19 protein-coding genes are annotated in these 21,679 nt (G+C 57.1%); 9 read left to right on the top strand and 10 right to left on the bottom strand.

The genetic code is table 11. From position 1 onward, the window contains the following. Window positions 1–90 precede the first annotated feature (90 nt). From AACY26_RS10035 to AACY26_RS10045, 3 genes are all read right to left on the bottom strand, one after another. A complete protein-coding gene (locus AACY26_RS10035) occupies window positions 91–849 on the bottom strand; it encodes an SDR family NAD(P)-dependent oxidoreductase (RefSeq protein WP_339513567.1) in 759 nt (252 codons plus the stop codon). 280 nt (window positions 850–1,129) lie between these two features. Then, window positions 1,130–2,497 carry a glutamine synthetase family protein gene (locus tag AACY26_RS10040; RefSeq protein WP_339513569.1) on the bottom strand — a complete coding sequence of 456 codons (1,368 nt, stop codon included), beginning with the start codon at window positions 2,495–2,497 and terminating at the stop codon, window positions 1,130–1,132. A 52-nt stretch (window positions 2,498–2,549) separates the two neighbouring features. Continuing rightward, the gene (locus tag AACY26_RS10045; protein ID WP_339513571.1) at window positions 2,550–3,941 is read right to left on the bottom strand and encodes an aspartate aminotransferase family protein; all 1,392 of its coding nucleotides are present in this window, start codon (window positions 3,939–3,941) and stop codon (window positions 2,550–2,552) included. Between the two features lie 134 nt (window positions 3,942–4,075). On the opposite strand from AACY26_RS10045, the gene AACY26_RS10050 reads away from it, so the two are divergent. Beyond that, window positions 4,076–4,855, top strand: a complete 780-nt coding sequence (locus AACY26_RS10050) for an SDR family NAD(P)-dependent oxidoreductase (RefSeq protein WP_339513573.1) — start codon at window positions 4,076–4,078, stop codon at window positions 4,853–4,855. A 63-nt stretch (window positions 4,856–4,918) separates the two neighbouring features. Continuing rightward, complete coding sequence (locus AACY26_RS10055; protein WP_339513575.1) at window positions 4,919–5,569, top strand: GntR family transcriptional regulator; 651 nt, start codon at window positions 4,919–4,921, stop codon at window positions 5,567–5,569. 162 nt (window positions 5,570–5,731) lie between these two features. On the opposite strand, the gene AACY26_RS10060 is transcribed toward AACY26_RS10055, so the two are convergent. From AACY26_RS10060 to uvrD, 4 genes are all read right to left on the bottom strand, one after another. Next, complete coding sequence (locus AACY26_RS10060; RefSeq protein ID WP_089360143.1) at window positions 5,732–6,139, bottom strand: SMI1/KNR4 family protein; 408 nt, start codon at window positions 6,137–6,139, stop codon at window positions 5,732–5,734. Between the two features lie 273 nt (window positions 6,140–6,412). After that, window positions 6,413–7,252 (bottom strand): Tim44 domain-containing protein, encoded by an 840-nt coding sequence (locus AACY26_RS10065; RefSeq protein ID WP_339513578.1) that lies wholly within the window; start codon window positions 7,250–7,252, stop codon window positions 6,413–6,415. 186 nt (window positions 7,253–7,438) lie between these two features. Next, a complete protein-coding gene (locus tag AACY26_RS10070; RefSeq protein ID WP_339513580.1) occupies window positions 7,439–8,533 on the bottom strand; it encodes a TRAP transporter substrate-binding protein in 1,095 nt (364 codons plus the stop codon). Window positions 8,534–8,561: 28 nt separating this feature from the next. Then, a complete protein-coding gene (gene uvrD, locus AACY26_RS10075) occupies window positions 8,562–10,751 on the bottom strand; it encodes a DNA helicase II (RefSeq protein WP_339513582.1) in 2,190 nt (729 codons plus the stop codon). Between the two features lie 300 nt (window positions 10,752–11,051). Between uvrD and AACY26_RS10080 the strand changes: the two genes are divergently transcribed. Continuing rightward, the gene (locus AACY26_RS10080) at window positions 11,052–11,726 is read left to right on the top strand and encodes a hypothetical protein (RefSeq protein ID WP_339513584.1); all 675 of its coding nucleotides are present in this window, start codon (window positions 11,052–11,054) and stop codon (window positions 11,724–11,726) included. Window positions 11,727–11,728: 2 nt separating this feature from the next. On the opposite strand, the gene zwf is transcribed toward AACY26_RS10080, so the two are convergent. Beyond that, window positions 11,729–13,168 (bottom strand): glucose-6-phosphate dehydrogenase, encoded by a 1,440-nt coding sequence (gene zwf, locus AACY26_RS10085; protein WP_339513586.1) that lies wholly within the window; start codon window positions 13,166–13,168, stop codon window positions 11,729–11,731. 174 nt (window positions 13,169–13,342) lie between these two features. Between zwf and hexR the strand changes: the two genes are divergently transcribed. Beyond that, on the top strand, window positions 13,343–14,212 hold the full coding sequence (gene hexR / locus AACY26_RS10090; RefSeq protein ID WP_339513588.1) for a transcriptional regulator HexR: 870 nt from the start codon (window positions 13,343–13,345) through the stop codon (window positions 14,210–14,212). A 219-nt stretch (window positions 14,213–14,431) separates the two neighbouring features. Beyond that, entirely contained in the window at window positions 14,432–14,656 is a 225-nt protein-coding gene (locus AACY26_RS10095; protein WP_339513590.1) for a PA3496 family putative envelope integrity protein, read from the top strand. Window positions 14,657–14,938: 282 nt separating this feature from the next. Here AACY26_RS10095 and AACY26_RS10100 read toward each other — a convergent pair whose 3' ends face one another. Continuing rightward, window positions 14,939–15,922, bottom strand: a complete 984-nt coding sequence (locus AACY26_RS10100) for a LysR family transcriptional regulator (protein WP_339513591.1) — start codon at window positions 15,920–15,922, stop codon at window positions 14,939–14,941. A gap of 206 nt (window positions 15,923–16,128) precedes the next feature. On the opposite strand from AACY26_RS10100, the gene AACY26_RS10105 reads away from it, so the two are divergent. The 4 genes from AACY26_RS10105 to AACY26_RS10120 all read left to right on the top strand — a co-directional run bounded on the left by AACY26_RS10105 (window position 16,129) and on the right by AACY26_RS10120 (window position 20,797). After that, complete coding sequence (locus AACY26_RS10105) at window positions 16,129–17,544, top strand: acetyl-CoA carboxylase biotin carboxylase subunit (RefSeq protein WP_087518845.1); 1,416 nt, start codon at window positions 16,129–16,131, stop codon at window positions 17,542–17,544. Window positions 17,545–17,555: 11 nt separating this feature from the next. Beyond that, window positions 17,556–19,361, top strand: coding sequence for a sodium-extruding oxaloacetate decarboxylase subunit alpha (gene oadA, locus AACY26_RS10110; protein WP_339513594.1), 1,806 nt, complete (start codon window positions 17,556–17,558; stop codon window positions 19,359–19,361). Between the two features lie 172 nt (window positions 19,362–19,533). Beyond that, entirely contained in the window at window positions 19,534–20,442 is a 909-nt protein-coding gene (glsB, locus tag AACY26_RS10115; RefSeq protein WP_339513596.1) for a glutaminase B, read from the top strand. A gap of 49 nt (window positions 20,443–20,491) precedes the next feature. Then, complete coding sequence (locus tag AACY26_RS10120) at window positions 20,492–20,797, top strand: NIPSNAP family protein (RefSeq protein WP_339513598.1); 306 nt, start codon at window positions 20,492–20,494, stop codon at window positions 20,795–20,797. Between the two features lie 41 nt (window positions 20,798–20,838). Here the strand turns inward: AACY26_RS10120 and AACY26_RS10125 are convergent, their stop codons facing one another. After that, window positions 20,839–21,645 (bottom strand): NYN domain-containing protein, encoded by an 807-nt coding sequence (locus AACY26_RS10125; RefSeq protein WP_339513600.1) that lies wholly within the window; start codon window positions 21,643–21,645, stop codon window positions 20,839–20,841. Window positions 21,646–21,679 lie beyond the last annotated feature (34 nt).

The following is a 21,679-nucleotide window of genomic DNA, read 5'->3' on the forward strand; positions in this document are numbered from 1 at the left end:
GATTCAAGCATATTGCAGCTGTGAATCAATAGTCAGTAGGTATTGGCGAGCCGCGCGCCACAGTCGCGGCGCGCGGTTGCTGGATTGCGCTTATTTTCCGGCGGACAGACCAAAGTCGATAGCCATGTCGGCACCGGTGATGGCTTCAGCTTCTGGCTGGCAGAGAAACCAGATCATCTCGGCGACTTCTTCCGGACGCAGGAAACGCGCCTCGCGGCCTTGTGGGTATTGGCTGAGCAGCTCGCGCTTGTAGGCATTCGGGCTGCCGTTGCCGTAGCGCTCGGCCTGATAGTCGAGCATTGGCGTGGCGATGTCGCCAGGCGAGACGGCATTGACCCGCACCCCGAATTCAGCGAGTTCAAGGGCCATGGTCTTGCTGAGCATCACCAGCCCGGCCTTGCTGGCACAATAGGCGGCTGAACCACGGTATGCCTGGCGCCCGGCGTCACTGGCAATATTGACGATACAACCGCGACTTTCTTTCAGGAACGGAGTCGCTGCCTGGCTCAGGTAGAAGGCTGCCTTGAGGTTGACGCCCATTACCAGGTCGAAATCTTCCTCGCTGAATTTCTCCACCGGGCCTTCGCGCCAGACACCAGCAGCGTTGATCACCGCATCAATACGCCCCGCGCTGGCGAGCACGGCGGCAATCAGGTCATGACAATTCTTGGCGCTACGCAGGTCTGAGGTCGCGCTGTAATCCAGCGGCACCAAGGTATTGAGTGAATGTAAGCCACTTTTGTCGACATCAGTGGCAGTCACTCGCCAGCGACTTTGCGAAAAGCGCTTGGCGATGGCCCGGCCGAGTCCGCCAGCGGCGCCAGTGATCAGGACGACAGGTGTGCTCATAGTGACATTCCTCTAAGTTGGGGTCGTTCCATGTTGTTGCAGTCAGGCAACATGATGCGTGCCATAGGCCTTCTTGAGCAAATTTTGTGCACGCATCTGGCCTTACGATCTTGAGCATATAGGTTGCAGGGCGTTTTGACTGGCTGCAGCGGTTTAAATTCCAGCAAGCTGATCCAGGGCAACGGCGAGGGTTTTACTGCGCGAGGTTAGCGTGTCTTTACTGGCGAAGCATGTCGTCGCGTTCTGATTGCCATGATGGTTGACCTTGCTGGAGTTGAACTCAGGCGTGGGTCAGATACCAGCGCCAGTCCTGCTCGCCGACTTCACCCATGAACTGGCTGAACTCTTGCCACTTGATGGCAAGATAAACCTTGAGAAATTCCTCGCCCAAGGCCGTTTTCGCCCAGCTTGAAGCTTCCAGTGAGCGCAGTGCTGTCAGCCAGTCGGTCGCCAGTGCTTCGTGGTTTTGTTCGTAGCCGTTACCGATCACTGGCGACCCCGGATCGATTTGCTCCTGGATGCCTTTGTGGATGCTACCGAGGATTGCCGCAGCGGCCAGATAGGGGTTGGCATCGGCGCCACAGATACGATGTTCGATATGCCGGCTATTGGCCGGGCCACTTGGTACGCGGAAGGATACGGTGCGGTTGTTGACGCCCCAGCTCTTCGCCAGTGGCGCGTAGCTGTTGGCCGCAAAGCGGCGGTACGAGTTGGCGTTCGGGCAAAATATCGCGAGCGTCTCGTTGAGCGTTGCCATCATGCCACCCACCGAATACTTGAGCAGATCGGTGCCGTGCGGATCGTCGCTGGCATAGAGATTATTGCCCTGCTCGTCGGCGAGGCTGACATGCAGGTGCAGCCCACTGCCCGACGAGTCGCCAAAGGGCTTGGCCATAAAGCACGCCTGCAAGCCATGACGGCTGGCAACGCCCTTGACCAATCGCTTGTAGCGCATCCCTTCATCAATCGCCTGCAAGGCATCGAAGCGGTGTTCAAGGGTTAATTCAAGTTGGCCCGGCGCGAATTCCGAGATCGCCGTGCGCAGCGGCAAACCTTGTGCCTCGCAGGCGGTGTACAGGTCATCGAGGAAGGGTTGCAACTGTTCAAGTTCATACACGCCATAAACCTGCGGCACTTGTGGTCGCACGCCGTTGCTCTGCAGTGCAGCCTGCGGCCGACCATTGGCGTCGCGCTGCTTATCCAGCAGGTAGAACTCCAGTTCAACTGCCATGACCGGGTGATAACCCTCGGCCTTGAGCCGGTCTATTGCCCGGATCAGCACATGGCGCGGGTCTGCCGGTGCAGCCGGTAAGCCGCGCTCGGGATGCATGCTCACCTGTAGTTGAGCGGTTGGTACGTTGCGCCATGTCTGCAGGCACAGGCTGCCCGGCAGCGGATAAGCCCAGCAGTCAGCGTCGGCGACTTCCCAGACCAGTCCGCTGGACTCGACATCTTCACCATTGATGGTCAGCGCCAGAATCGAGCTCGGCAGGGCGCGACCGTTTTGATACATCGCCAGTAGCTCATCGCGGTGTAACAGCTTGCCGCGCGGAATGCCGTTGGCGTCGAACAGCATCAATTCGATGCTGCGCACCTGTGGATTTTTTTCGAGGAAGTCTTGGGCTTCATCAATCTGGGCAAATTGCATGCTTTTCTCACAGAAGGTGCAGGGCAGCATTGATTAGTTGGGTGATGCGGGCTTATTCGCGGGCACCGGGAATTGCCAGCAGTTCAGTCAGTGCTTCATTCAAGGTGCTGATGAGCCGGTCCACGTCGTCGGCGCTGGTGTCCGGGCAGCACAGCGTCATGTTGTGGAACGGGGTGATCAGAATGCCCCGGTTGATCAGATACAGATGCAGGGCCATTTGCAGTTCATCGTGGAATGCCGCTTCGGCCTCGGCCCCGGTTTTCGGCGAAACCGCGCAGAACTGGAACTCGCTGCGTGCACCCAGCTCGGTCACCGACCACTGCAGCTTGTGCTTGTTGATCAGCTCGCGGAAGCCATCCGCCAGACGCTTGGCCAGTGGCAGCATTTGGGCGTAGGCGGCTGGCGTCATTACTTGCTCGAGGTTGGCGCGCATGCAATGCATAGCCAGTGCGTTGGCCGAAAGGGTGGTGCCCATGCCGCTGTGGCCATGGCCCGGGTTGTCTTCGCTACCGCCTTGCTGTACCTGTTGCATCGCCTCGGCCATCGGTGCGCTGCAGCCGAAAATCCCGCAGGGCATGCCGCCGGCAATTGGTTTTCCGACCACGAAGAAGTCCGGGTCAAGCTTCCACAACTGCGTGCAGCCACCTATGTCGGTAGAGATGGTGTGCGTCTCGTCTATGATCAGCAGGCTGTTGTACTTACGCGTCAGTTCGCGGCACTTGTGCATAAAGCCCGGCTCGGGCAAGACCATGCCGATGTTGGTCATTGCCGGCTCACACAGCAGTGCACAGACATCACCCTGGGCAAGAGCGGCTTCCAGCGCTTCGACGTCATTGAATGGAATTGAGCGGCTGAATTGCGTGAGGTCATAGGCCTGGCCAACCAGTCCCGGGCGATGCACGGTTTCACCGTTGCGGCTGCGCACCATTACGTCATCCACGGTGCCGTGATAGCAGCCATCAAACACCAGCAATACCTTGCGTTTGGTGATAGCCCGCGCCCAGCGCAGCACGTAGCGGTTGGAGTCGGTTGCGGTGGCTGTAACTTGCCAATACGGCAGGCCAAAGCGCTCGGCCAGTAACTCACCACAGACCACGGCATCTTCGCCGGGCAGCATGGTGGTCAGGCCGCGCTCGGCTTGTTCGGCCATGGCGCGGGCTACTGGCGTAGGCGAATGGCCAAACATGCTGCCGGTGTCGCCTAGGCAGAAGTCGGTGTATTCATGACCATCAACGTCATAGAAGCGAGCTCCTTTGGCGCGCTCGACAAACAGTGGTACGGGGGTCGACCAATCAGCCATCCAGTGCATCGGCACGCCACCGTACAGTGAGTTGCGTGCGCGCTCCGCCAGTGCGACAGACTTGGGGTTACGGGCTAGAAATCGCTCGCGCTCACGCTGGCTGAATGCTTCTACGGCGGATGGGCTGATGCCGCTGGCTGTCATGATTGAACACCTCGTTCTAATTTTTAAACACCTTATATTTGTGATCACAATTATGTCAATCTATGTTTAATTGACTGCACAAGTGTGGTTCTATTGCCCATATTTCACTAAATATGTGATCACAAAGGTGTGAGATGACCGAATCGGCATGGCAAGGACAGGTGGCGCTTATCAGTGGTGCAGGCAGCCCGGACGGAATTGGTATTGCCATCGCCAGGCGCCTGGGGCGTGAAGGCGTCAAGTTGATCATCACCGCCAGCAGCGCTCGAATTGCCGAGCGCGTGGCTGAGCTGCGTCTGGAGGGGTTCAGTGTAGAAGGCAGCCCGGCCGACCTCACCGATCAGCTCCAGGTCGAGCAACTGGTTAGCTGGGCCGAGCGTGTCTGGGGACGTATCGATATTTTGGTTAATAATGCTGGCATGGCGATGCAGGGCAGCCCTGAACCCTTCTCGGAGCTGGCGAGTACCGACCTGGCTACCTGGAACTTGTCGATCGCACGTAACCTGACCACAGCATTCCTGTTGATTCGTGGTGTTTTACCCGGCATGCAGGAGCGTGGTTACGGGCGCATCGTCAACATCAGCTCGACCACCGGTACCCGGGGGAGTAATCCGGGTGAGTCCGCATACAGCGCGGCCAAAGCCGGGATGATCGGCATGAGTATGGGGCTGGCGTTGGAGGTCGCCAAGCAGGGCATTACAGTCAATAGCGTTGCGCCCGGCTGGATTGCAACCGGCTCAACCACCCAGGAAGAAGTCGAGGCGGCCAGGTACACACCAATCGGTCGTGCCGGTAAGCCCCAGGAGGTGGCCAGCGCCGTGGTATTTTTAGCCTCCCCGGAAGCCAGCTACATCACTGGAGAAGTGCTGGTGGTCGATGGCGGTAATTGCATCATCGAAAACAAGGCCCCTTAACCATGAATAACTGCTTGTTGACCTTCAGCCAGTTGCCCGCGCCGCCCATTATCGAGGTGGTTGATGAGTGACAACCTACAAGAAACGCTTTACCAGAACATCCGCCAGGCGCTGCTAAGCGGGCAGTTTATGCCGGGCGAGCGCTTGAAGATTCGTGATCTCGCCGCGCAGTGGGGTTCCAGCCCGATGCCTGTTCGCACCGCACTGCAACGTCTGGTGTCCGAGGGCGCACTGGAGGGCGCGCAGCAGCGTTCGGTGCGTGTGCCGTTAATGACCAGTGAGCGTTTTGAGCATATCTTGCAGGTTCGGCTTAACCTCGAAGGTCAGGCTGCCGAGTTGGCTGCTGAGCGCATTGGCACCGAGCAGATTGCCTGTTTTAGCCGGTGCATTGAGCAAATGGACTTAGCGCTGCAGGCCCGTGACCTGGGCAAATACCTGCATGAGAACAGCCAATTTCACCTGATGTTGTATAGCGAGTGTGGCAACCCGATTCTGTTGCGGATGATCGAGTCGCTTTGGCTGCAAGTCGGGCCGTTCTTCAACCGGCTGTTTACCGAGGCCGACCTGGCGCCGCGCCTGAATGACTTTCACCGCCATGCGCTGCAGGCACTGGAGGCCGGTGATAGCCAAGGCGTGCGCCATGCAGTCGAGCAGGATTTAAGTTACTTCGGGCGTTTCTTGCTTAACCTGCTGGCGTTGGAACCTGCTGAATAATCAGCCAAGTGCCTAATGATTCGCGTTGCTCACTCCTTCGGGGTCGCAGCATGGGCTGCCCCGGCAATACCTAGCGCAGTAGGTTTTCAGGGGTTCGCTAAGCAAAAAAGCCCTTGAAGCGAATTGCTCGAGGGCCTTTGCCTGTTATGTGGCGAATGCTAATCAGCTTTCCAGCCAGACATCGCGGACCCAGTGCCAGACCGATTCCCAGTTCTCTTCACTGAGTTCTTCGGTGTCCTGCTCCCAGAGAACTACGGTGCCATCTTCTTCAACGCAGTAGTAATTGCCGCGATCTTCGCAGATCGGCACCAGTTCCCGGGGAACGCCCAGCGACCAGGCAACCGAGGCAACTTCGGGCAGGTAGGTGTGTGATTGCGGGTCTGTTGCAGTAACAGGCTCAAGGCGGCCATAGACTACATCGCTGACCTTGAGCAGGAATTCACGTAGCTCATAAGGCAGGTGGATCAGGATTTGCTCCTGAATCTCGACTAGCAATTCTTCATCAGGCAGCTCAAGCGGCACTGGAACCGGTTCGTTCAGTTCGCGTAGTTGATCAATAACTTCTTCCACGGGCGGGCTCCTGGACGGTTGATGGCTAGCTGTAGGATTGCAGAGCTGGGATCGCTTCGGCAATGGGCGCTTTATACAGTAGCCAAGCGCAGGCAAACAGCCTAATTGTGCATGCAATTTTGCCGAGTGGAATATGTGCCGGTTTTGATTTCGAGGTCGCTGCGCTAAAACCGCGGTCGGTTCAGTGGCAGTGTGATCCAGTCCGGGGCTGGTGCGCTGCAACCGCTGGTAGCTTTGCGCCACTTCAGAAGGTTGCAACGCCCAAGGCTGGATTTATGCGTTCTGGCGGATGCCTGCAACAATCCACGGCTGGTTCTCGCCAGTGACCCGCTCAAGACGCCAGCTTTCGCTAAAGGCCTCACCTTGATCGAAGCGCGAAGTTTTGGCGATACCGCTGAACGTCAGGGTGGCGATGGTCTTGTCGCTCTGGTCATCGACACCATCAAGCTGCACCACGAGGTCGTCGATATAGGTGGCCTGGAAGCCATCACCCAAATCGGCCCGCTCACGCTTGAGGAACTCAAGCAACTGCGGCGTTACGAACTCGCTGATCTGCTCCATTTCATTGGCGTCCCAATGCTGTTGCAGGTTCATAAAGTGTTCACGGCCAGCGGCGATAAAGTTTTGCTCGATGAACCACGCAGGTGCATTGATCACCGGCTTGGCCGCAGCCTTATTGCCGAAGATCGAAGCTGCAGGTGCGTTATTACCTGCCATTTCACGCTGCATGGGCGCGCCATTAGCTGTTTGTGGCTGGCTGGCCTGACGCCGCGCGGCGAGAAAGCGAAAGATCAGAAAGGCGATCAGACCAATGATCAGGAAATCAAAGATCTGCATGCCCTGGAAACCATCGCCCATAAACATCGAGGCTAACAAACCGCCCGCAGCCAAGCCGGCCAACGGGCCAAGCCAGCGCGAAGCGCCGCTTGCTGCAGCGGGACGGCCAGCTGCGGCTGCACCGGCATTGGGTTGTGATTGCGGCGCAGCCTGGCGGGTTTGATGACTAGGCGCCGAGCCGAATGATTTGCCGCCGCCAAAACGCTTGGCGTCGGCGTGGAGGCTGAAAGTCATGGCCATGCAAAGCACCATGGCGAGGCTGATGAAACGTTGCATGTGGATGTGTCTCTTGGTGGTAAACAAGTATTGAGTCTATGCGCGGGATACTGCGCCAGCGGCTGCTGGATGACTAGCGAGAGTATGTTTCGGGTTTTTTCTGCGCTGAGCACTCAATGCAGGGGCGAGGCACCGATGCCCTCAACACATTATGTGCACAGAGCATCGGCTTAAGAAGGCTCAGTCTCAGCGCCAGTTGTACAGCTCTTTTTCAGAGACTTCGTGCATTGGCGTGACCTGTTCCTGGAAGGCCTTCATTGAATTCCAGATGCGTGTGTTCAACTCACTTTGCCCGGCCAGTTCATCCAGTACCGCGCTGGATTGCTCTTTCATTGCAGCGAGTACTTCATCGGGGAAGCGCTTGAGCTCTGTGCCTTGCTTCTTCAGCTCAACCAGGGCTGTGGCGTTGTGATAAACGTAGTCGTCCATCATGTCCTGGTTCGCGGCCAGCGTGGCTTCGGTGAGGATGGCGCGCAGGTCTTGCGGCAAGCTGTCGAGGGCTTTCTGGTTAACCAGCAATTCCAGCACTGCTTGCGGCTCTTGCCAGCCTGGGAAGTAGTAATACTTCGCCGACTTGTTCAGGCCAAATGCCAGGTCGTTGTACGGGCTGACCCAGTCGGTTGCATCAATCGCACCGGTTTCCAGTGCGGTGAAGACTTCGCCACCCGGCAGGTTGACCGTGGTAGCGCCTAAACGGCTGAGCACTTCACCACCGAGCCCCGGCATGCGGATTTTCAGGCCCTTGAGGTCGTCGAGCGAGTTGATTTCCTTGTTGTACCAGCCGCCCATCTGCATGCCGGTATTGCCCACGACCATGGGTTTGACGCCGTAGGGCGCATAGGCTTCGTCCCAGAGTTTCTGGCCGTCGCCCTTGCTCAGCCAGGCATTCATCTCGCTGGCGGAGAGGCCAAAAGGCACGGCAGTGAAGAACTGCGCTGCGGGGACTTTCCCTTTCCAGTAATACGCCGCGCCGTGGCCAAGCTCAGCTGTGCCGCGTGAGACGGCATCAAAGACTTCAAGCGCGGGTACCAACTCGCCTGCGGCGTAAACCTTGATGCTCAGGCGCCCATTACTCATGGTCGCTACGCGTTCTGCCAGGCGTTCGGCCGCCGTGCCAAGGCCGGGGTAGTTCTTGGGCCAGGCGGTGACCATCTTCCAGTGGAAGCTTTGGGCTGGCTTACTGGTTTCAGCAGCGGTGGTCTTGGCTTCTTCTTTGCAGCCAGCCAACCCCATGGTGGCCAATAGTGCGACGGCAGCGCCGAGCAAATTGCGGCGATTCATTGTTTCTTTCCCCTGTGTGCGGCTGTTTTTATAACGCGTCTAATTTGGCGTAGCTGAGCATCAGCCACTTGCTGCCTTCATCTTCAAAATTAACTTGTACCCGTGCCTGCGCGCCGGAGCCCTCAAAGTTGAGGATGGTGCCCTCGCCGAATAGCGCATGGCGCACACGTTGACCGAGGCTGAATGCGGTTTGTGGGATTTCACTGCCAGCGAACATCGAACTGCTGCTGGTGCCCTGGCTGCTGCCACCGTACGGACGGCTGACGCTGTTGGACAGGCGCACTTCCTGGATCAATGCAGGCGGGATTTCACGCACGAAACGCGAGACTTTATTGTAGGTCTCGCTGCCGTACAGGCGCCGCGTTTCGGCGTAGCTGATCACCAGTTTTTGCATGGCACGGGTGATGCCAACGTAGGCCAGGCGGCGCTCTTCTTCGAGGCGACCGGGTTCTTCAAGGCTCATCTTGTGCGGAAACAGCCCTTCCTCGACGCCGACCAAGAATACCTGCGGAAACTCCAGGCCCTTGGCGCTGTGCAGGGTCATCAGTTGGATGCTGTCTTCATGCTCGGCGGCTTGGGTATCACCGGCCTCAAGCGAGGCATGGCCGAGAAAGGCTTGCAGCGGCGTTTGCTCGTCATCTTCGTCGTTCTCGAAGCTGCGCGCGGCGCTGACCAGTTCCTCAAGGTTTTCAATGCGGGCCTGGGCCTTTTCGCCTTTTTCAGCTTGGTGGTAAGCGATCAAACCACTTTGCTCGATAACGGTCTGGGCCATCAGGTGCAGCGGCATTTCCAGCACTTTGGTGGCGAGGTTCTCAATCAGTTCGATAAAGCCTGCCAACGCGCCAGACGCCCGCCCCGGAAGCAGTTTGCCAGCAACCATCAACTGGATGGCTTCCCACATCGCTACATCATTGCTGCGGGCAAACTCGCGGATGGTTTCGACGGTTTTTTCGCCGATCCCGCGTGCCGGCACGTTGATGATCCGTTCCAGTGCCGCATCATTGCCACGGCCATCAAGCATGCGCATGTAGGCCATGGCGTTCTTGATTTCGGCGCGTTCGAAGAAGCGTTGGCCGCCATAAATGCGGTAAGGGATTTTCTCGCGCAGCAGCGCTTCTTCAAGCACCCGCGATTGGGCGTTGGAGCGGTACAGAATGGCGATTTCGCTACGCTTGAGGCCGTCTTTGCGCAGCGCATCTTCAATCGACTCGACCACATAGCGCGCTTCATCGTGTTCGTTGAAGGCCGCATAGAGGCTGATGGGCTCGCCATCGGCGTCTTCGGTCCACAATTCTTTACCCAGGCGCCCTTGGTTATTGGCGATCAGCGCATTGGCTGCCTTGAGGATGCCAGCCGTGGAGCGGTAGTTTTGCTCCAGGCGGATAACTTCTGCGTCGGCAAAGTCGTTGGAGAACTGCTGGATGTTTTCGATCTTGGCGCCGCGCCAGCCGTAAATCGACTGGTCGTCATCACCCACCACCATAAAGCTGTCGCCGCCTTTGGCAAGGATGCGCAGCCAGGCGTATTGCACAGCGTTGGTGTCCTGGAATTCGTCCACCAGGATATGTCGGAAGCGGCGCTGGTAGTGCTCCAGCAGGCCCGGCTTGTCGCGCCACAAGTCCAGCGCACGCAGCAGCAGCTCGGAGAAGTCGATGACCCCAGCCCGCGCGCAAGCTGCTTCATAGGCTTCGTAGATCTTCAGCATGGTAGCGAGGAACAAGTCGCCACCGGGCTGGGTGTGTTGTGGGCGCAGGCCTTCGTCTTTCTGGCCGTTGATAAACCATTGCGCCTGGCGTGGTGGCCAGCGCTGTTCGTCCAGGCCAAGCTCGCGAATTACCCGCTTGACCAAGCGTTGCTGGTCGTCGGAGTCGAGAATCTGGAAGTTTTCGCTCAGGCCAGCTTCCTGCCAATGAGCACGCAATAAGCGATGGGCCAAGCCGTGGAAGGTGCCGACCCACATGCCAGCCGGGTTGGCGCCGAGCATCTGCTCGATACGCGCCCGCATTTCGGCGGCGGCCTTGTTGGTAAAGGTGACCGACAAAATGCTGTGGGGCGAGGCGTTTTCAACCTGGATCAACCAGGCGATACGGTGCACCAGCACGCGCGTTTTACCGGAGCCAGCACCAGCCAGGACTAATTGACGGCCAAGGCTGGCCGCTACGGCCTGGCGTTGTGCGTCATTCAGGGAGTTGAGGAGAAGCGAGAGATCATCATGCATCGCAGCATTCTAGGGGGCTGGCGCACGTAGGGCAAACCACTGTTCAAGCAATCAGTCCGGGGTTTGCGCGAATAACGTGAAAATGCGTCTGTTATGAGCCGATTCAAGCCATTTTCACGGCCTTTGGGAAGTGTCAAATAGGATCATTCATTTGCTATCGATTGGTCGGTTACGGCAAGCACAAAGTTGTGATGTTAATTGGCAATTCGCCGAGTTGAATGGGAGTCAGGCGTGCTGATTGATCCCGGCTCAGGCGTGACAATGAAATGATTAAATAGAGTTGGCTTTAAGGAAGATGCCATGTCCGGTTCTGCGCAGATCAACGTTGCTGTACGTCTATTGATGGCCTGTAGAGGCAGAATTCCACGGCCATTTAAGCGGGCGATACTCGGACGAATCCGGCCCAAGCAGGCTGCGGAACTCATCACCCAGTTGTCGACCGAGCAATTCTCCCGCCTCACCCAAAGCATGCCCATGCCGCTGATTGCCCAGGTGGTCAGGTACCTGCAGCCACAGGCCATACGCGATGACTATATGATCCTGCCCGAGGAGTTCCATATCGAGCTGACCCAGGAGTTGTGCAGGATTTCCGCATTCTCAACAGCGGCGGACTTCGCCAACTTTCTCTCTGCGGCGCAATTGAAACTGTTGTTCTTTGCGCTTAATAACGAAGCCTATGTGGTGTCGATTCTCGAACACATGCAGAACCTGCCGGTTGCCGGGCAGGGGCTGCGTGGTTGTTCCACAGACTTTTTATCGCGTTTGGTCGAAGAGGCTGCACAACGGCGCAATATGGAGGCTGTGGCGCGGGTAATCGGCATGCTGTCTATGCAGCGCCAGGCCAGTGTTTGCGCCAGGCTCAGCCCACTGGCATTGATTCAACTGCTGCCAAAACTATTGCCCTTGAGCAACAATCAGTTGAGCCGCTATTTGCCGCCGAAATTAGTGGAGGTTATCGAGGCGCGGCCTCACTGAGCTTACATCCACTTACGACCATGGCGCTCAAGCAGGTGCTGCACTTGTTCTGGCCCGTTGCTGCCTGCGGGATAGGGTCGCGGATGCTGATAATGCTGTTGCCAGCCCTTGATGATCGGGTCAATCCAGCGCCAGGCAGCCTCGACCTCATCACGGCGCATAAACAGTGTTGAGTCACCTTCAATCACATCAAGCAGCAAGCGTTCATAAGCATCCCAGCGGCGCTGTTGCTTGAATGCGGTTGCCAGGTTCAGATCAAGCACGACCGGTTCAAGCTTCATGCCTTTGCCTGGGTTCTTGGCCATCATGTGCAGGCTGATGCGCTCCTCCGGTTGCAGGCGAATCAGTAGCTGGTTGGCATCACCCTCGCCAAAGAGTGCATGGGGCACGGGCTTGAATTGAATCAAGATTTCCGAGGTCTTTTCACTCAGGCGCTTGCCAGTGCGCAGGTAAAACGGCACCCCGGCCCAACGCCAATTTTCGACTTGGGCCTCAATCGCGACGAAGGTTTCGGTATCGCTGTCGTTATCGACATTTTTTTCGAAGTAATACGCCGCAACTTGCTGGTTGCCAATTTGGCCGGCGCTGTATTGCCCGCGCACGGTCTTATCGCGAACATCCTGGCCGGTTATTGGTTTCAGGGCTTCGAGCACCTTGACCTTTTCGTTACGCACCGACTCCGCGTCAAAGCGCACCGGAGGCTCCATGGCAACCAGACAAAGCAGTTGCAGCAAATGGTTCTGGACCATGTCGCGCATTGCCCCGGCGTGTTCGTAATAATTGCCGCGATTTTCGATGCCAAGGGTCTCGCAGACGCTGATTTGCACGTGATCGACGTGCGCGGCTCGCCAGATGGGCTCAAACAGCATATTGGCAAAGCGCAGTGCCATCAGGTTTTGCACGGTTTCCTTGCCCAGGTAATGGTCAATGCGAAACACCTGAGACTCGTCGAATACGCAGCCCAGCGACGCATTGATGGCTTGTGCCGACTGCAGGGAATGGCCGATGGGTTTTTCCAGCACGATGCGCGAATAGGGGTCGGCCAGGCCTGCGGTTTTCAGGTAGGCGGCGATGGCTTCAAACAAGTTGGGTGCAGTGGCGAGATAGTAAACCCGTATCCGTGCGTTGGTGTCGCCCAGGTAGCGCTTCAAGCGAGTGAAGTCGGCACTTTGCGAGGCGTCCATGGCGAAGTAATCGAGGCGGGCGCTGAAGGTTTGCCAGCATTGCGGGTCGAAGTCTGCCTTGGCGATTTGTACACGGCAGTGGCGCTGCGCGAGTGCTTTGTAGTCATCACTGCTGTGTTTGCTCCGCGCCAAGGCGATGATTCGCATATCGGCGTGCAAGCGACCGTCGCGATGCAGGTGATAGAGCGCTGGAAGCAGTTTATGCAGGGCCAGGTCACCGGTGCCGCCAAAAACCAACATGTCACAAGCAATACTCAAAATCGCAACTCCAGCTCGGTTAAACAGTGCGGGACAGGCATTCATGTAGTATAACTACAAAGTCACTACACCAATGATTACATCGCCGTGTCGTTAGGCCTGCACCCTGTGCGGTTTCCCCCCTGGCCAGGTCCCTGACGACTCATATGCCTGTTAAATACCGAGTCTACTCTTGTGAATTTGTTGCAGCACATCACTCAATCGCGCCATTTGCTGCGTAAATCCGAGCTTAAAGTGGCTGATCACGTGCTACTTGATCCCGCCGCTGTCATGCATAGCTCCATGGCCGAGCTTGCGCACAGCGTAGGCATCAGCGAGCCCACAATCGTGCGATTTTGTCGGGCGATCGGCTGTACCGGTTTTCAGGATCTCAAGCTGAAGCTGGCGCAAAGCCTTGCTGCAGGTGCCAGTTTTGGCCAGTTTGCCATCCATGAAGATGACTCGGTCTCTGACTTCAGTCTGAAGATCTTCGACACCACCCTGCACACCTTGATGGAAGTGCGTGAAAAGCTCGATCCGCAAGCCTTGCAGCAAGCAATTGCAGCCTGTGCCAATGCCCAGCGAGTCGAGTTTTACGGCTTTGGTGCATCGGGTGCGGTGGCGGCTGACGCCCAGCACAAGTTTTTCCGTTTGCTGCTCACTGCCGCCGCGTATTCCGATCCGCACATGCAGGCGATGTCGGCAGTCACGCTCAAGCCCAACGACGTAGCGATCTGTATCTCCCAGTCGGGGCGCTCCAAGGACCTGCTGGTAACGGCCAATCTGGTGCGTGAAGCCGGTGCCACGCTGATCACCTTATGTCCGAGCCAGACGCCTCTGGCTGACCTGGCCAGCGTCAACTTGGCGGTAGATGTCCATGAAGACACCGAAATCTATACCCCGCTGACTTCGCGTATCGCTCACCTGGTCGTCATTGACGTACTCGCCATGGGCGTTGCCATGGCCCGTGGCCCAGGCCTGGTCAATCACCTCAAGAGCGTTAAGCGCAGCTTGCGTAGTCTGCGTTTGTCGCCCAAGTCGGTGCGAGCCTCCGAGGATATCTGAGCCCTTCTCGCTCAGGACGGCAAATCCCACTGCATGGGCTGCAGCGCCTCTATCTCGGGGCGGGTATTGTGTGGCATCGGCTGCTGGATGCTTTGTTCTAGGGAGTGTTGCGCGCGGGTTGCTTCGTCTCTGTTCACCGCAACTTCACTGTTTTGCCGCAAAGTTGTCATGTTTTATGGCGAATCTGAGGCTCCTGATATTCAGTCTGGGAGTCTGATCATGTCGCGCTATATGGATGAATCGCAGCCGTACGTTAACAGCCAGGCCAAAGCTCGGCGTAAATTGGTTGATCAGCGCCGTATGGAATACCGTCGTGCCATTGAGAGCTACTCCGAGCAGCGCCTGCTGCAACAGGAGCTGTCCGATTACCCTGAATTGATTGCCGTCAACTATATCGCTGCCTCGCGTGAGCTAGGCCGTGCAGTTGCGCACCCAGCACACTAGGGGCCTCTGAAAAAGGTAGCGAGCGATGATAGGACAAGGCGCAACGACCAACGGGAGTAACAGCCAAAGGCTGGCCCGGAGGGCGAGCGCCAGCGAGTCAAAACTGCGAAAAAGCGACCGGGGGCGCGCTCGACTTTAGTAGCCTAAATGAGCATTTGATTCGCGTTGCTCACCCCTTCGGGGCTGAACTAAAGTTCGTTCAGCCCCGAAGGGGTGAGCAGTTTTTTAACGCAGCAAGGGCTGCCCCCGTAATATCGAGCGTAGTAGTTTTTCAGAGGCTCCCTAACCGTTCGAGCCAATGCCGGGGGCAACTGCTTCTGGCTTTGCTTGCGGCAGGCTGAAGCGCTCAGCCAACAAGGTGATTTGGCTGCGTTGGTTGCGCACAAAGGTGAAGAATTCCTGCGCCACGGGTGACAGATACTTGCCGCGCGGATGGACCACGCACCAGCTGCGCAGCAGAGGTAGCTCGCGCACGGGTAACTCTTGCAGCACCCCGCAGTCGAGCTCTCGGCGTACGGCATGCCTTGGCAGTAGGGCGATGCCCAAACCCGCGATGACCCCCTCTATTTGCCCTTCAAAAGACCCAAACTCCAAGGTATTGGCGAAGTGCGCACGCTTCTGGTGGCAATACTCTTCGCAGGCTTTGCGGGTGCCCGAGCCCAGCTCGCGGGTCAGTAGCGGGTAAGTCGTCAGTGCTTGCAAATCCAGCGTTTGCTCCGTGCACAGTGGATGGTCGGCTGGTGCTACCGCGATGATCGGGTTGTTCAGAAAGGGTAAAAACTCCAGTGCCATATCGGTTGGCACCTGCGACAAGATCAACAAATCATCGCGGTTTGCGCTGAGTCGCTTGACTGCCTGGGCGTGATTAACCACGGTAAGTTGCAGGTTAATTTCCGGGTATTGGCGGCGAAATGCAGCGAATAAGTGGGGAATGAAGTATTTGGCGCTGGACTCAACCGCCAAGCTCAGTTGGCCTTGCAGCGAGCCCTGCAGGTTACTCAGTTGCATGTCCAGGCTTTCCAGTCGGCCAAAAATATCTTCGCTGGCGCGCAACAAGGCTTCGGCGGCTTCAGTGCGGTGCAGTTTTTTAGCGACGTAATCAAAAAGTGGCTGGCCGATGAGCTCTTCCAGTTGGCGAATTTGCAAACTAACGGCTGGTTGGGTCAGCGACATTTCCTCGGCAGCGCGGCTGTAAGACTGTTGCTCACAGACTGAGCGAAACACCTGCATTTGGCGAAGTGTCATTCGCATCAATGATTTACGCATGGTTTTCTGCCTTGCTCTAGTGGTTTTGTGGCCTCGATCAAAGCAAAAAGCCAGGCCGGAAAACCTACATATAAGTTTTTACTTATGAGTAATCAAATAATTATTGATTTTAGGTAATTGATTAAGCGGCGTAGGGTTAAGACACAACCGCTTACAAGAACTGGATAGAGCGGCGTTCGTTAGGCCAATGCTCGAGGGCAATACTTGTGATCAAGAAAATCCTGATTGCTAACCGTGGCGAGATTGCCGTGCGCATCGTGCGTGCTTGCGCCGAGATGGGCATTCGCTCGGTGGCAGTCTACTCCGACGCTGACCGCATGGCGCTGCACGTCAAGCGTGCCGATGAGGCACACAGCCTAGGCGATGACCCGCTGGCGGGTTATCTGAATCCACGCAAGCTGGTCAATCTGGCGGTCGAAACAGGTTGTGATGCCCTGCACCCCGGCTATGGATTTCTTTCGGAAAACGCCGAACTGGCTGACATTTGTGCCGAACGAGGGATCAAGTTCATAGGTCCAAGCGCTGAAGTGATCCGGCGCATGGGCGACAAGACCGAAGCCCGGCGCAGCATGATCAAGGCTGGCGTGCCGGTGACACCCGGCACCGAAGGCAACGTCGCCGATATTACCGAGGCACTGACTGAAGCCGAACGCATTGGCTATCCGGTGATGCTCAAGGCCACATCCGGCGGCGGCGGTCGTGGTATTCGGCGCTGCAACAGCAAGGCCGAGCTTGAGCAGGCTTACCCACGGGTGATTTCCGAGGCGACCAAGGCCTTCGGCAGCGCCGAGGTCTTCCTCGAAAAATGTATCGTTAATCCCAAGCACATCGAAGCGCAGATTCTCGCGGACAGCCACGGCAATGTCGTGCATCTGTTTGAGCGCGACTGCTCGATTCAACGGCGCAACCAGAAGCTTATCGAAATCGCGCCCAGCCCCCAGCTAACCCCCGAGCAACGCGCCTACATTGGCGACCTGTCGGTGCGTGCGGCGCAGGCTGTGGGTTATGAGAATGCTGGTACCGTGGAGTTCCTGCTCGCCGAAGGCGAGGTGTACTTCATGGAGATGAATACGCGGGTGCAGGTGGAGCACACCATCACCGAAGAAATCACCGGCATCGACATTGTTCGCGAGCAGATTCGTATCGCCTCGGGCTTGCCTCTGTCGGTCAAGCAGGAAGACATTATTCACCGTGGCTTTGCCCTGCAGTTTCGGATTAACGCCGAAGACCCGAAGAACAACTTCCTGCCCTCGTTCGGCAAGATCACCCGTTACTACGCGCCTGGTGGACCTGGCGTGCGTACCGATACGGCGATCTATACCGGCTACACCATTCCGCCTTATTACGACTCGATGTGCCTCAAGCTGATTGTTTGGGCGCTGACTTGGGAAGAGGCCATGGACCGCGGCTTGCGCGCCCTGGATGACATGCGCGTGCAGGGGGTCAAGACCACCGCTGCCTATTACCAAGAGATTCTGCGCAATCCGGAATTCCGTAGCGGTCAGTTCAACACCAGCTTCGTCGAAAGCCACCCGGAATTGACTGAATACTCGATCAAACGTAACCCGTCGCACCTGGCCATCGCCATCGCCACTGCAATTGCTGCCCACGCTGGCCTGTGAGGAATTGAGAAATGGTTAAGAAAATCACTGTTACCGACACCATCCTGCGCGACGCTCACCAGTCGTTGCTGGCCACGCGTATGCGCCTCGACGACATGCTGCCAATCTGCGCCAAGCTCGATCAGGTCGGTTACTGGTCGCTGGAAGTCTGGGGCGGCGCCACATTCGATGCCTGCGTGCGTTTTCTCAAGGAAGACCCGTGGGAGCGTCTGCGCCAACTCAAGGCTGCGCTGCCTAATACACGCCTGCAAATGTTGCTGCGTGGCCAGAACCTGCTCGGTTACAGGCACTACAGCGATGATGTGGTCAGGGCGTTCGTCGCCAAGGCGGCAGTTAACGGCATCGACGTGTTCCGCATTTTTGACGCGATGAATGATGTGCGTAACCTGCGCGTATCCATCGAAGCCGTCAAGGCGGCGGGCAAGCACGCTCAAGGCACTCTCAGCTACACCGTAAGCCCGGTGCACACCACGCAGGCTTATGTGGATCAGGCCAAGGCCATGCAGGCCATGGGCATCGACTCAATTGCGATCAAGGACATGGCTGGTCTGTTGACCCCATACGCCACGGCCGACTTGGTCAAGGCGCTGAAAGATGAAATCGATCTGCCGGTCTTTATCCACAGCCACGACACCGCAGGCATGGGTTCCATGTGCCAGCTCAAGGCGATTGAAGCCGGTGCTGATCATATCGACACCGCTATCTCCAGCTTCGCTTGGGGCACCAGCCATCCGGGCACTGAGTCGATGGTTGCTGCACTGCGCGGCAGCGAGTACGACACCGGCCTCGACCTGGCGCTGATCCAGGAAATCGGGTTGTACTTCCACGCGGTACGCAAGAAGTATCACCAGTTCGAAAGCGAGTTCACCGCAGTCGATACCCGCGTGCAGGTCAACCAAGTGCCAGGCGGGATGATGTCCAACCTCGCCAACCAGCTTAAAGAGCAGGGCGCGCTAAACCGTATCAACGAAGTATTTGCCGAGATTCCAAAGGTTCGTGAAGACCTTGGTTTCCCGCCGTTGGTGACGCCAACTTCGCAAATTGTCGGCACCCAGGCGGTGTTTAACGTATTGGCCGGTGAGCGCTACAAGACCATCACTAACGAGGTCAAACTCTACCTGCAAGGCCGTTACGGCAAGGCGCCGGGCAAGGTCAACGAGACGCTGCGCAAACAGGCGATCGGCAGTGAAGAAGTGATCGACATCCGTCCGGCCGACCTGATCAAACCAGAGCTGGCCAAGCTGCGCAGCGAAATCGGTGCGCTCGCCAAGTCGGAAGAAGATGTGCTGACCTACGCCATGTTCCCGGACATCGGCCGCAAGTTTCTGGAAGAGCGCGAAGCCGGCACATTGGTGCCTGAGGTCTTGCTGCCAATCCCTGACGGCACTGGCGTCGCTGCTGCGGGTGGTGAAGGGGTGCCGACTGAGTTTGTGGTCGATGTTCACGGTGAAAGCTACCGCGTTGACATCACCGGCGTTGGCGTTAAAGGCGACGGCAAGCGTCACTTCTATCTGTCGATTGATGGCATGCCCGAAGAGGTGGTGTTCGAGCCGCTTAACGACTTCGTTGCGGGTGCCGGTGGTAAGCGCAAACAAGCCGCTGGGCCTGGCGATGTCAGCACCAGCATGCCGGGCAACATCGTTGACGTCCTGGTTAAAGAGGGCGACAGCGTCAAGGCTGGCCAGTCGCTGCTGATCACCGAAGCGATGAAGATGGAGACCGAAGTGCAGGCGCCAATCGATGGCACGGTCAAAGCGGTTCACGTCGCCAAGGGCGACCGGGTTAACCCGGGTGAAGTGTTGATCGAGATCGAATAACCACGACCAGGCTGCTCGCCGCGCTTTCAGCGGTGCAGAATAAGTTTCTCTGTGGGAGCCTTAGGGCTCCCTTTTTTTGTCCGGGTTTTGTTGTTGAGTGTGATTGCGTGTAGCCGGGATGCGTCTAGCAACTGTAGGCTGGATGCCGTTTAGACTAATCACGAGTGAGCTGATGCAAGCGCTGTTAGACGAGATCATTGAGCAAACCCGCCCGTTGATTGGCCAGGGCAAAGTTGCCAATTATATTCCGGCATTGGGCGGGGTTGAGCCGAACCAGTTGGGCATTGCCGTCTACAGTAACGACGGCGAGTTATTTACTGCCGGCGATGCGCGGACGCCATTCTCGATCCAGAGTATTTCCAAGGTCTTCAGCCTGGTCCAGGCGGTCAGCCATTCGGGTGAAGCGATCTGGGCGCGCCTCGGTTACGAACCTTCCGGGCAGCCGTTCAACTCGCTGGTGCAGCTAGAGTTGGAGCGCGGCATTCCGCGCAACCCGTTTATCAACACCGGCGCCTTGGTGATCTGCGATATCAACCAATCGTGCTATGCCGCGCCTTCGCTGGCCATGCGGGACATGGCGCGACGCCTGTCCGGCAACCCTGGCGTGGTGATCGACAGCGTGGTGGCAGCCTCGGAATACGAACACCGGGCACGCAACGCCGCAGCGGCTTATCTGATGCAGTCGTTCGGCAACTTCCATAACGATGTCGACTCAGTACTGCGCAGCTACTTTAATCACTGTGCCTTACGCATGAGCTGTGTGGATCTGGCGCACGCCTTCAGCTTCCTGGCCAACCAAGGGATCAACAGGCTTACTGGCGAGCGGGTGATGAGCCCACGCCAAGTGACTCAGATTAACGCGATCATGGCCACCAGCGGCTTGTATAACGAGGCGGGTACCTTTGCATACCGTGTTGGCTTGCCCGGTAAAAGCGGGGTTGGCGGCGGCATCATTGCTATCGTTCCTGAGCGTTATTCCATTTGCGTGTGGTCGCCAGAGTTGAACCCTGCCGGTAACTCGCTGATCGGACTGGAAGCGCTGGAGATGCTCAGTGACAAGATCGGCTGGTCGGTTTACTAAGCATTCCGGGCGCTAGGCAACTGATCAATAATCACTCCAAGGAAAACCAATGGTTACCTGTTATCTGCGTTACATCATTGATGCCTACAAGCAGTCTGAGTTCGAGCACTATGCGCGGCTCTGGATTCCGCTGGTCGAGAAATTTGGTGGCCAGCATCACGGTTATTTCCTGCCGGGAGAGGGCGCCAATAACGTTGCTTTGGCCTTGTTCAGCTTTCCCAGCCTTGCCGCTTACGAGCAGTACCGCAGTGACTCGGCAACAGACGCAGACTGCCAAGCCGCTTTTCGTTACGCAGAAGAAACCCAGTGCATTGTGAGTTACGAGCGCAGCTTTTTCAGGCCTGTGCTCAAGTAAGCTAACTCATGCCTGCTTGATCGTGGGCAGCCATGCAAGAATTAGTGATCGGGTTTTTTATTCCTGACATAAAGCGCTTCGCCGCCTGTTGCACTGGCACCGCGTAACTGCAATTCGAAGCGTTTGGCCTGGCTGCGAATCAAGTCACTCAGTTTTTTGTAGCCATATAAGCGTGAGTCAAACGCTGGGCGCAGTTTGCTGATGTTCTGGCCGAGCGCCCCCAGGCCAACCCAACCGTTTTCATCATCAATGTCGTCGATGACATTGGCGATAAAGTCGACAGGGACTTTCTGCACTTTGGTTTTTGCATCTGGCTTTTTCGGTTCTGAGGCCGCGACATCCTGGTTGTGGGATTGGGTTTTATCGCCGCTCTCAACGGCTTCAGACGCACCTGCGCGAAGAATCTCAGTGTAGATGCACTTGTCGCACGCCGAGACAAATGGTGAAGGTGTTTTTTCCTCACCAAAGCCGTACACCATCAAGCCTTCTTCACGCAGACGTGCTGCCAGGCGTGTGAAGTCACTGTCGCTGGAAACCAGACAAAATCCGTCGAAGCGCCTCGTATAGAGCAAGTCCATTGCATCGATGATCAATGAGCTGTCAGTGGCGTTCTTGCCCTTGGTGTAGGCGAACTGCTGGATAGGTTGAATGGAGTGGTCGAGCAAGACCTTTTTCCAGCCACCCAATTGTGGGCCGGTCCAGTCGCCGTAAATGCGTTTGACACTGGCAATACCGTATTTGGCAATTTCCTCGAACAGGCCTTCGACGATTGCAGGCGGTGCATTGTCAGCATCGATCAACACCGCAAGATGTGTTTGCTGGCGTGGAGTTGGAGTTCTATTAGCCACTGTTGACCCCTAATTGAACGGAAGGGAAAACATA

This window comes from Pseudomonas sp. RL_15y_Pfl2_60 (genome assembly GCF_963970595.1).
Taxonomy (GTDB): domain Bacteria; phylum Pseudomonadota; class Gammaproteobacteria; order Pseudomonadales; family Pseudomonadaceae; genus Aquipseudomonas.

Bases quoted from the DNA above. Each gene is read 5' to 3' on its own strand.
- AACY26_RS10035 (WP_339513567.1), bottom strand. From the start codon at position 849: ATGAGCACACCTGTCGTCCTGATCACTGGCGCCGCTGGCGGACTCGGC.
- AACY26_RS10040 (WP_339513569.1), bottom strand. From the start codon at position 2,497: ATGCAATTTGCCCAGATTGATGAAGCCCAAGACTTCCTCGAAAAAAAT.
- AACY26_RS10045 (WP_339513571.1), bottom strand. From the start codon at position 3,941: ATGACAGCCAGCGGCATCAGCCCATCCGCCGTAGAAGCATTCAGCCAG.
- AACY26_RS10050 (WP_339513573.1), top strand. From the start codon at position 4,076: ATGACCGAATCGGCATGGCAAGGACAGGTGGCGCTTATCAGTGGTGCA.
- AACY26_RS10055 (WP_339513575.1), top strand. From the start codon at position 4,919: ATGAGTGACAACCTACAAGAAACGCTTTACCAGAACATCCGCCAGGCG.
- AACY26_RS10065 (WP_339513578.1), bottom strand. From the start codon at position 7,252: ATGCAACGTTTCATCAGCCTCGCCATGGTGCTTTGCATGGCCATGACT.
- AACY26_RS10070 (WP_339513580.1), bottom strand. From the start codon at position 8,533: ATGAATCGCCGCAATTTGCTCGGCGCTGCCGTCGCACTATTGGCCACC.
- uvrD (WP_339513582.1), bottom strand. From the start codon at position 10,751: ATGCATGATGATCTCTCGCTTCTCCTCAACTCCCTGAATGACGCACAA.
- AACY26_RS10080 (WP_339513584.1), top strand. From the start codon at position 11,052: ATGTCCGGTTCTGCGCAGATCAACGTTGCTGTACGTCTATTGATGGCC.
- AACY26_RS10095 (WP_339513590.1), top strand. From the start codon at position 14,432: ATGTCGCGCTATATGGATGAATCGCAGCCGTACGTTAACAGCCAGGCC.
- AACY26_RS10100 (WP_339513591.1), bottom strand. From the start codon at position 15,922: ATGCGTAAATCATTGATGCGAATGACACTTCGCCAAATGCAGGTGTTT.
- oadA (WP_339513594.1), top strand. From the start codon at position 17,556: ATGGTTAAGAAAATCACTGTTACCGACACCATCCTGCGCGACGCTCAC.
- glsB (WP_339513596.1), top strand. From the start codon at position 19,534: ATGCAAGCGCTGTTAGACGAGATCATTGAGCAAACCCGCCCGTTGATT.
- AACY26_RS10120 (WP_339513598.1), top strand. From the start codon at position 20,492: ATGGTTACCTGTTATCTGCGTTACATCATTGATGCCTACAAGCAGTCT.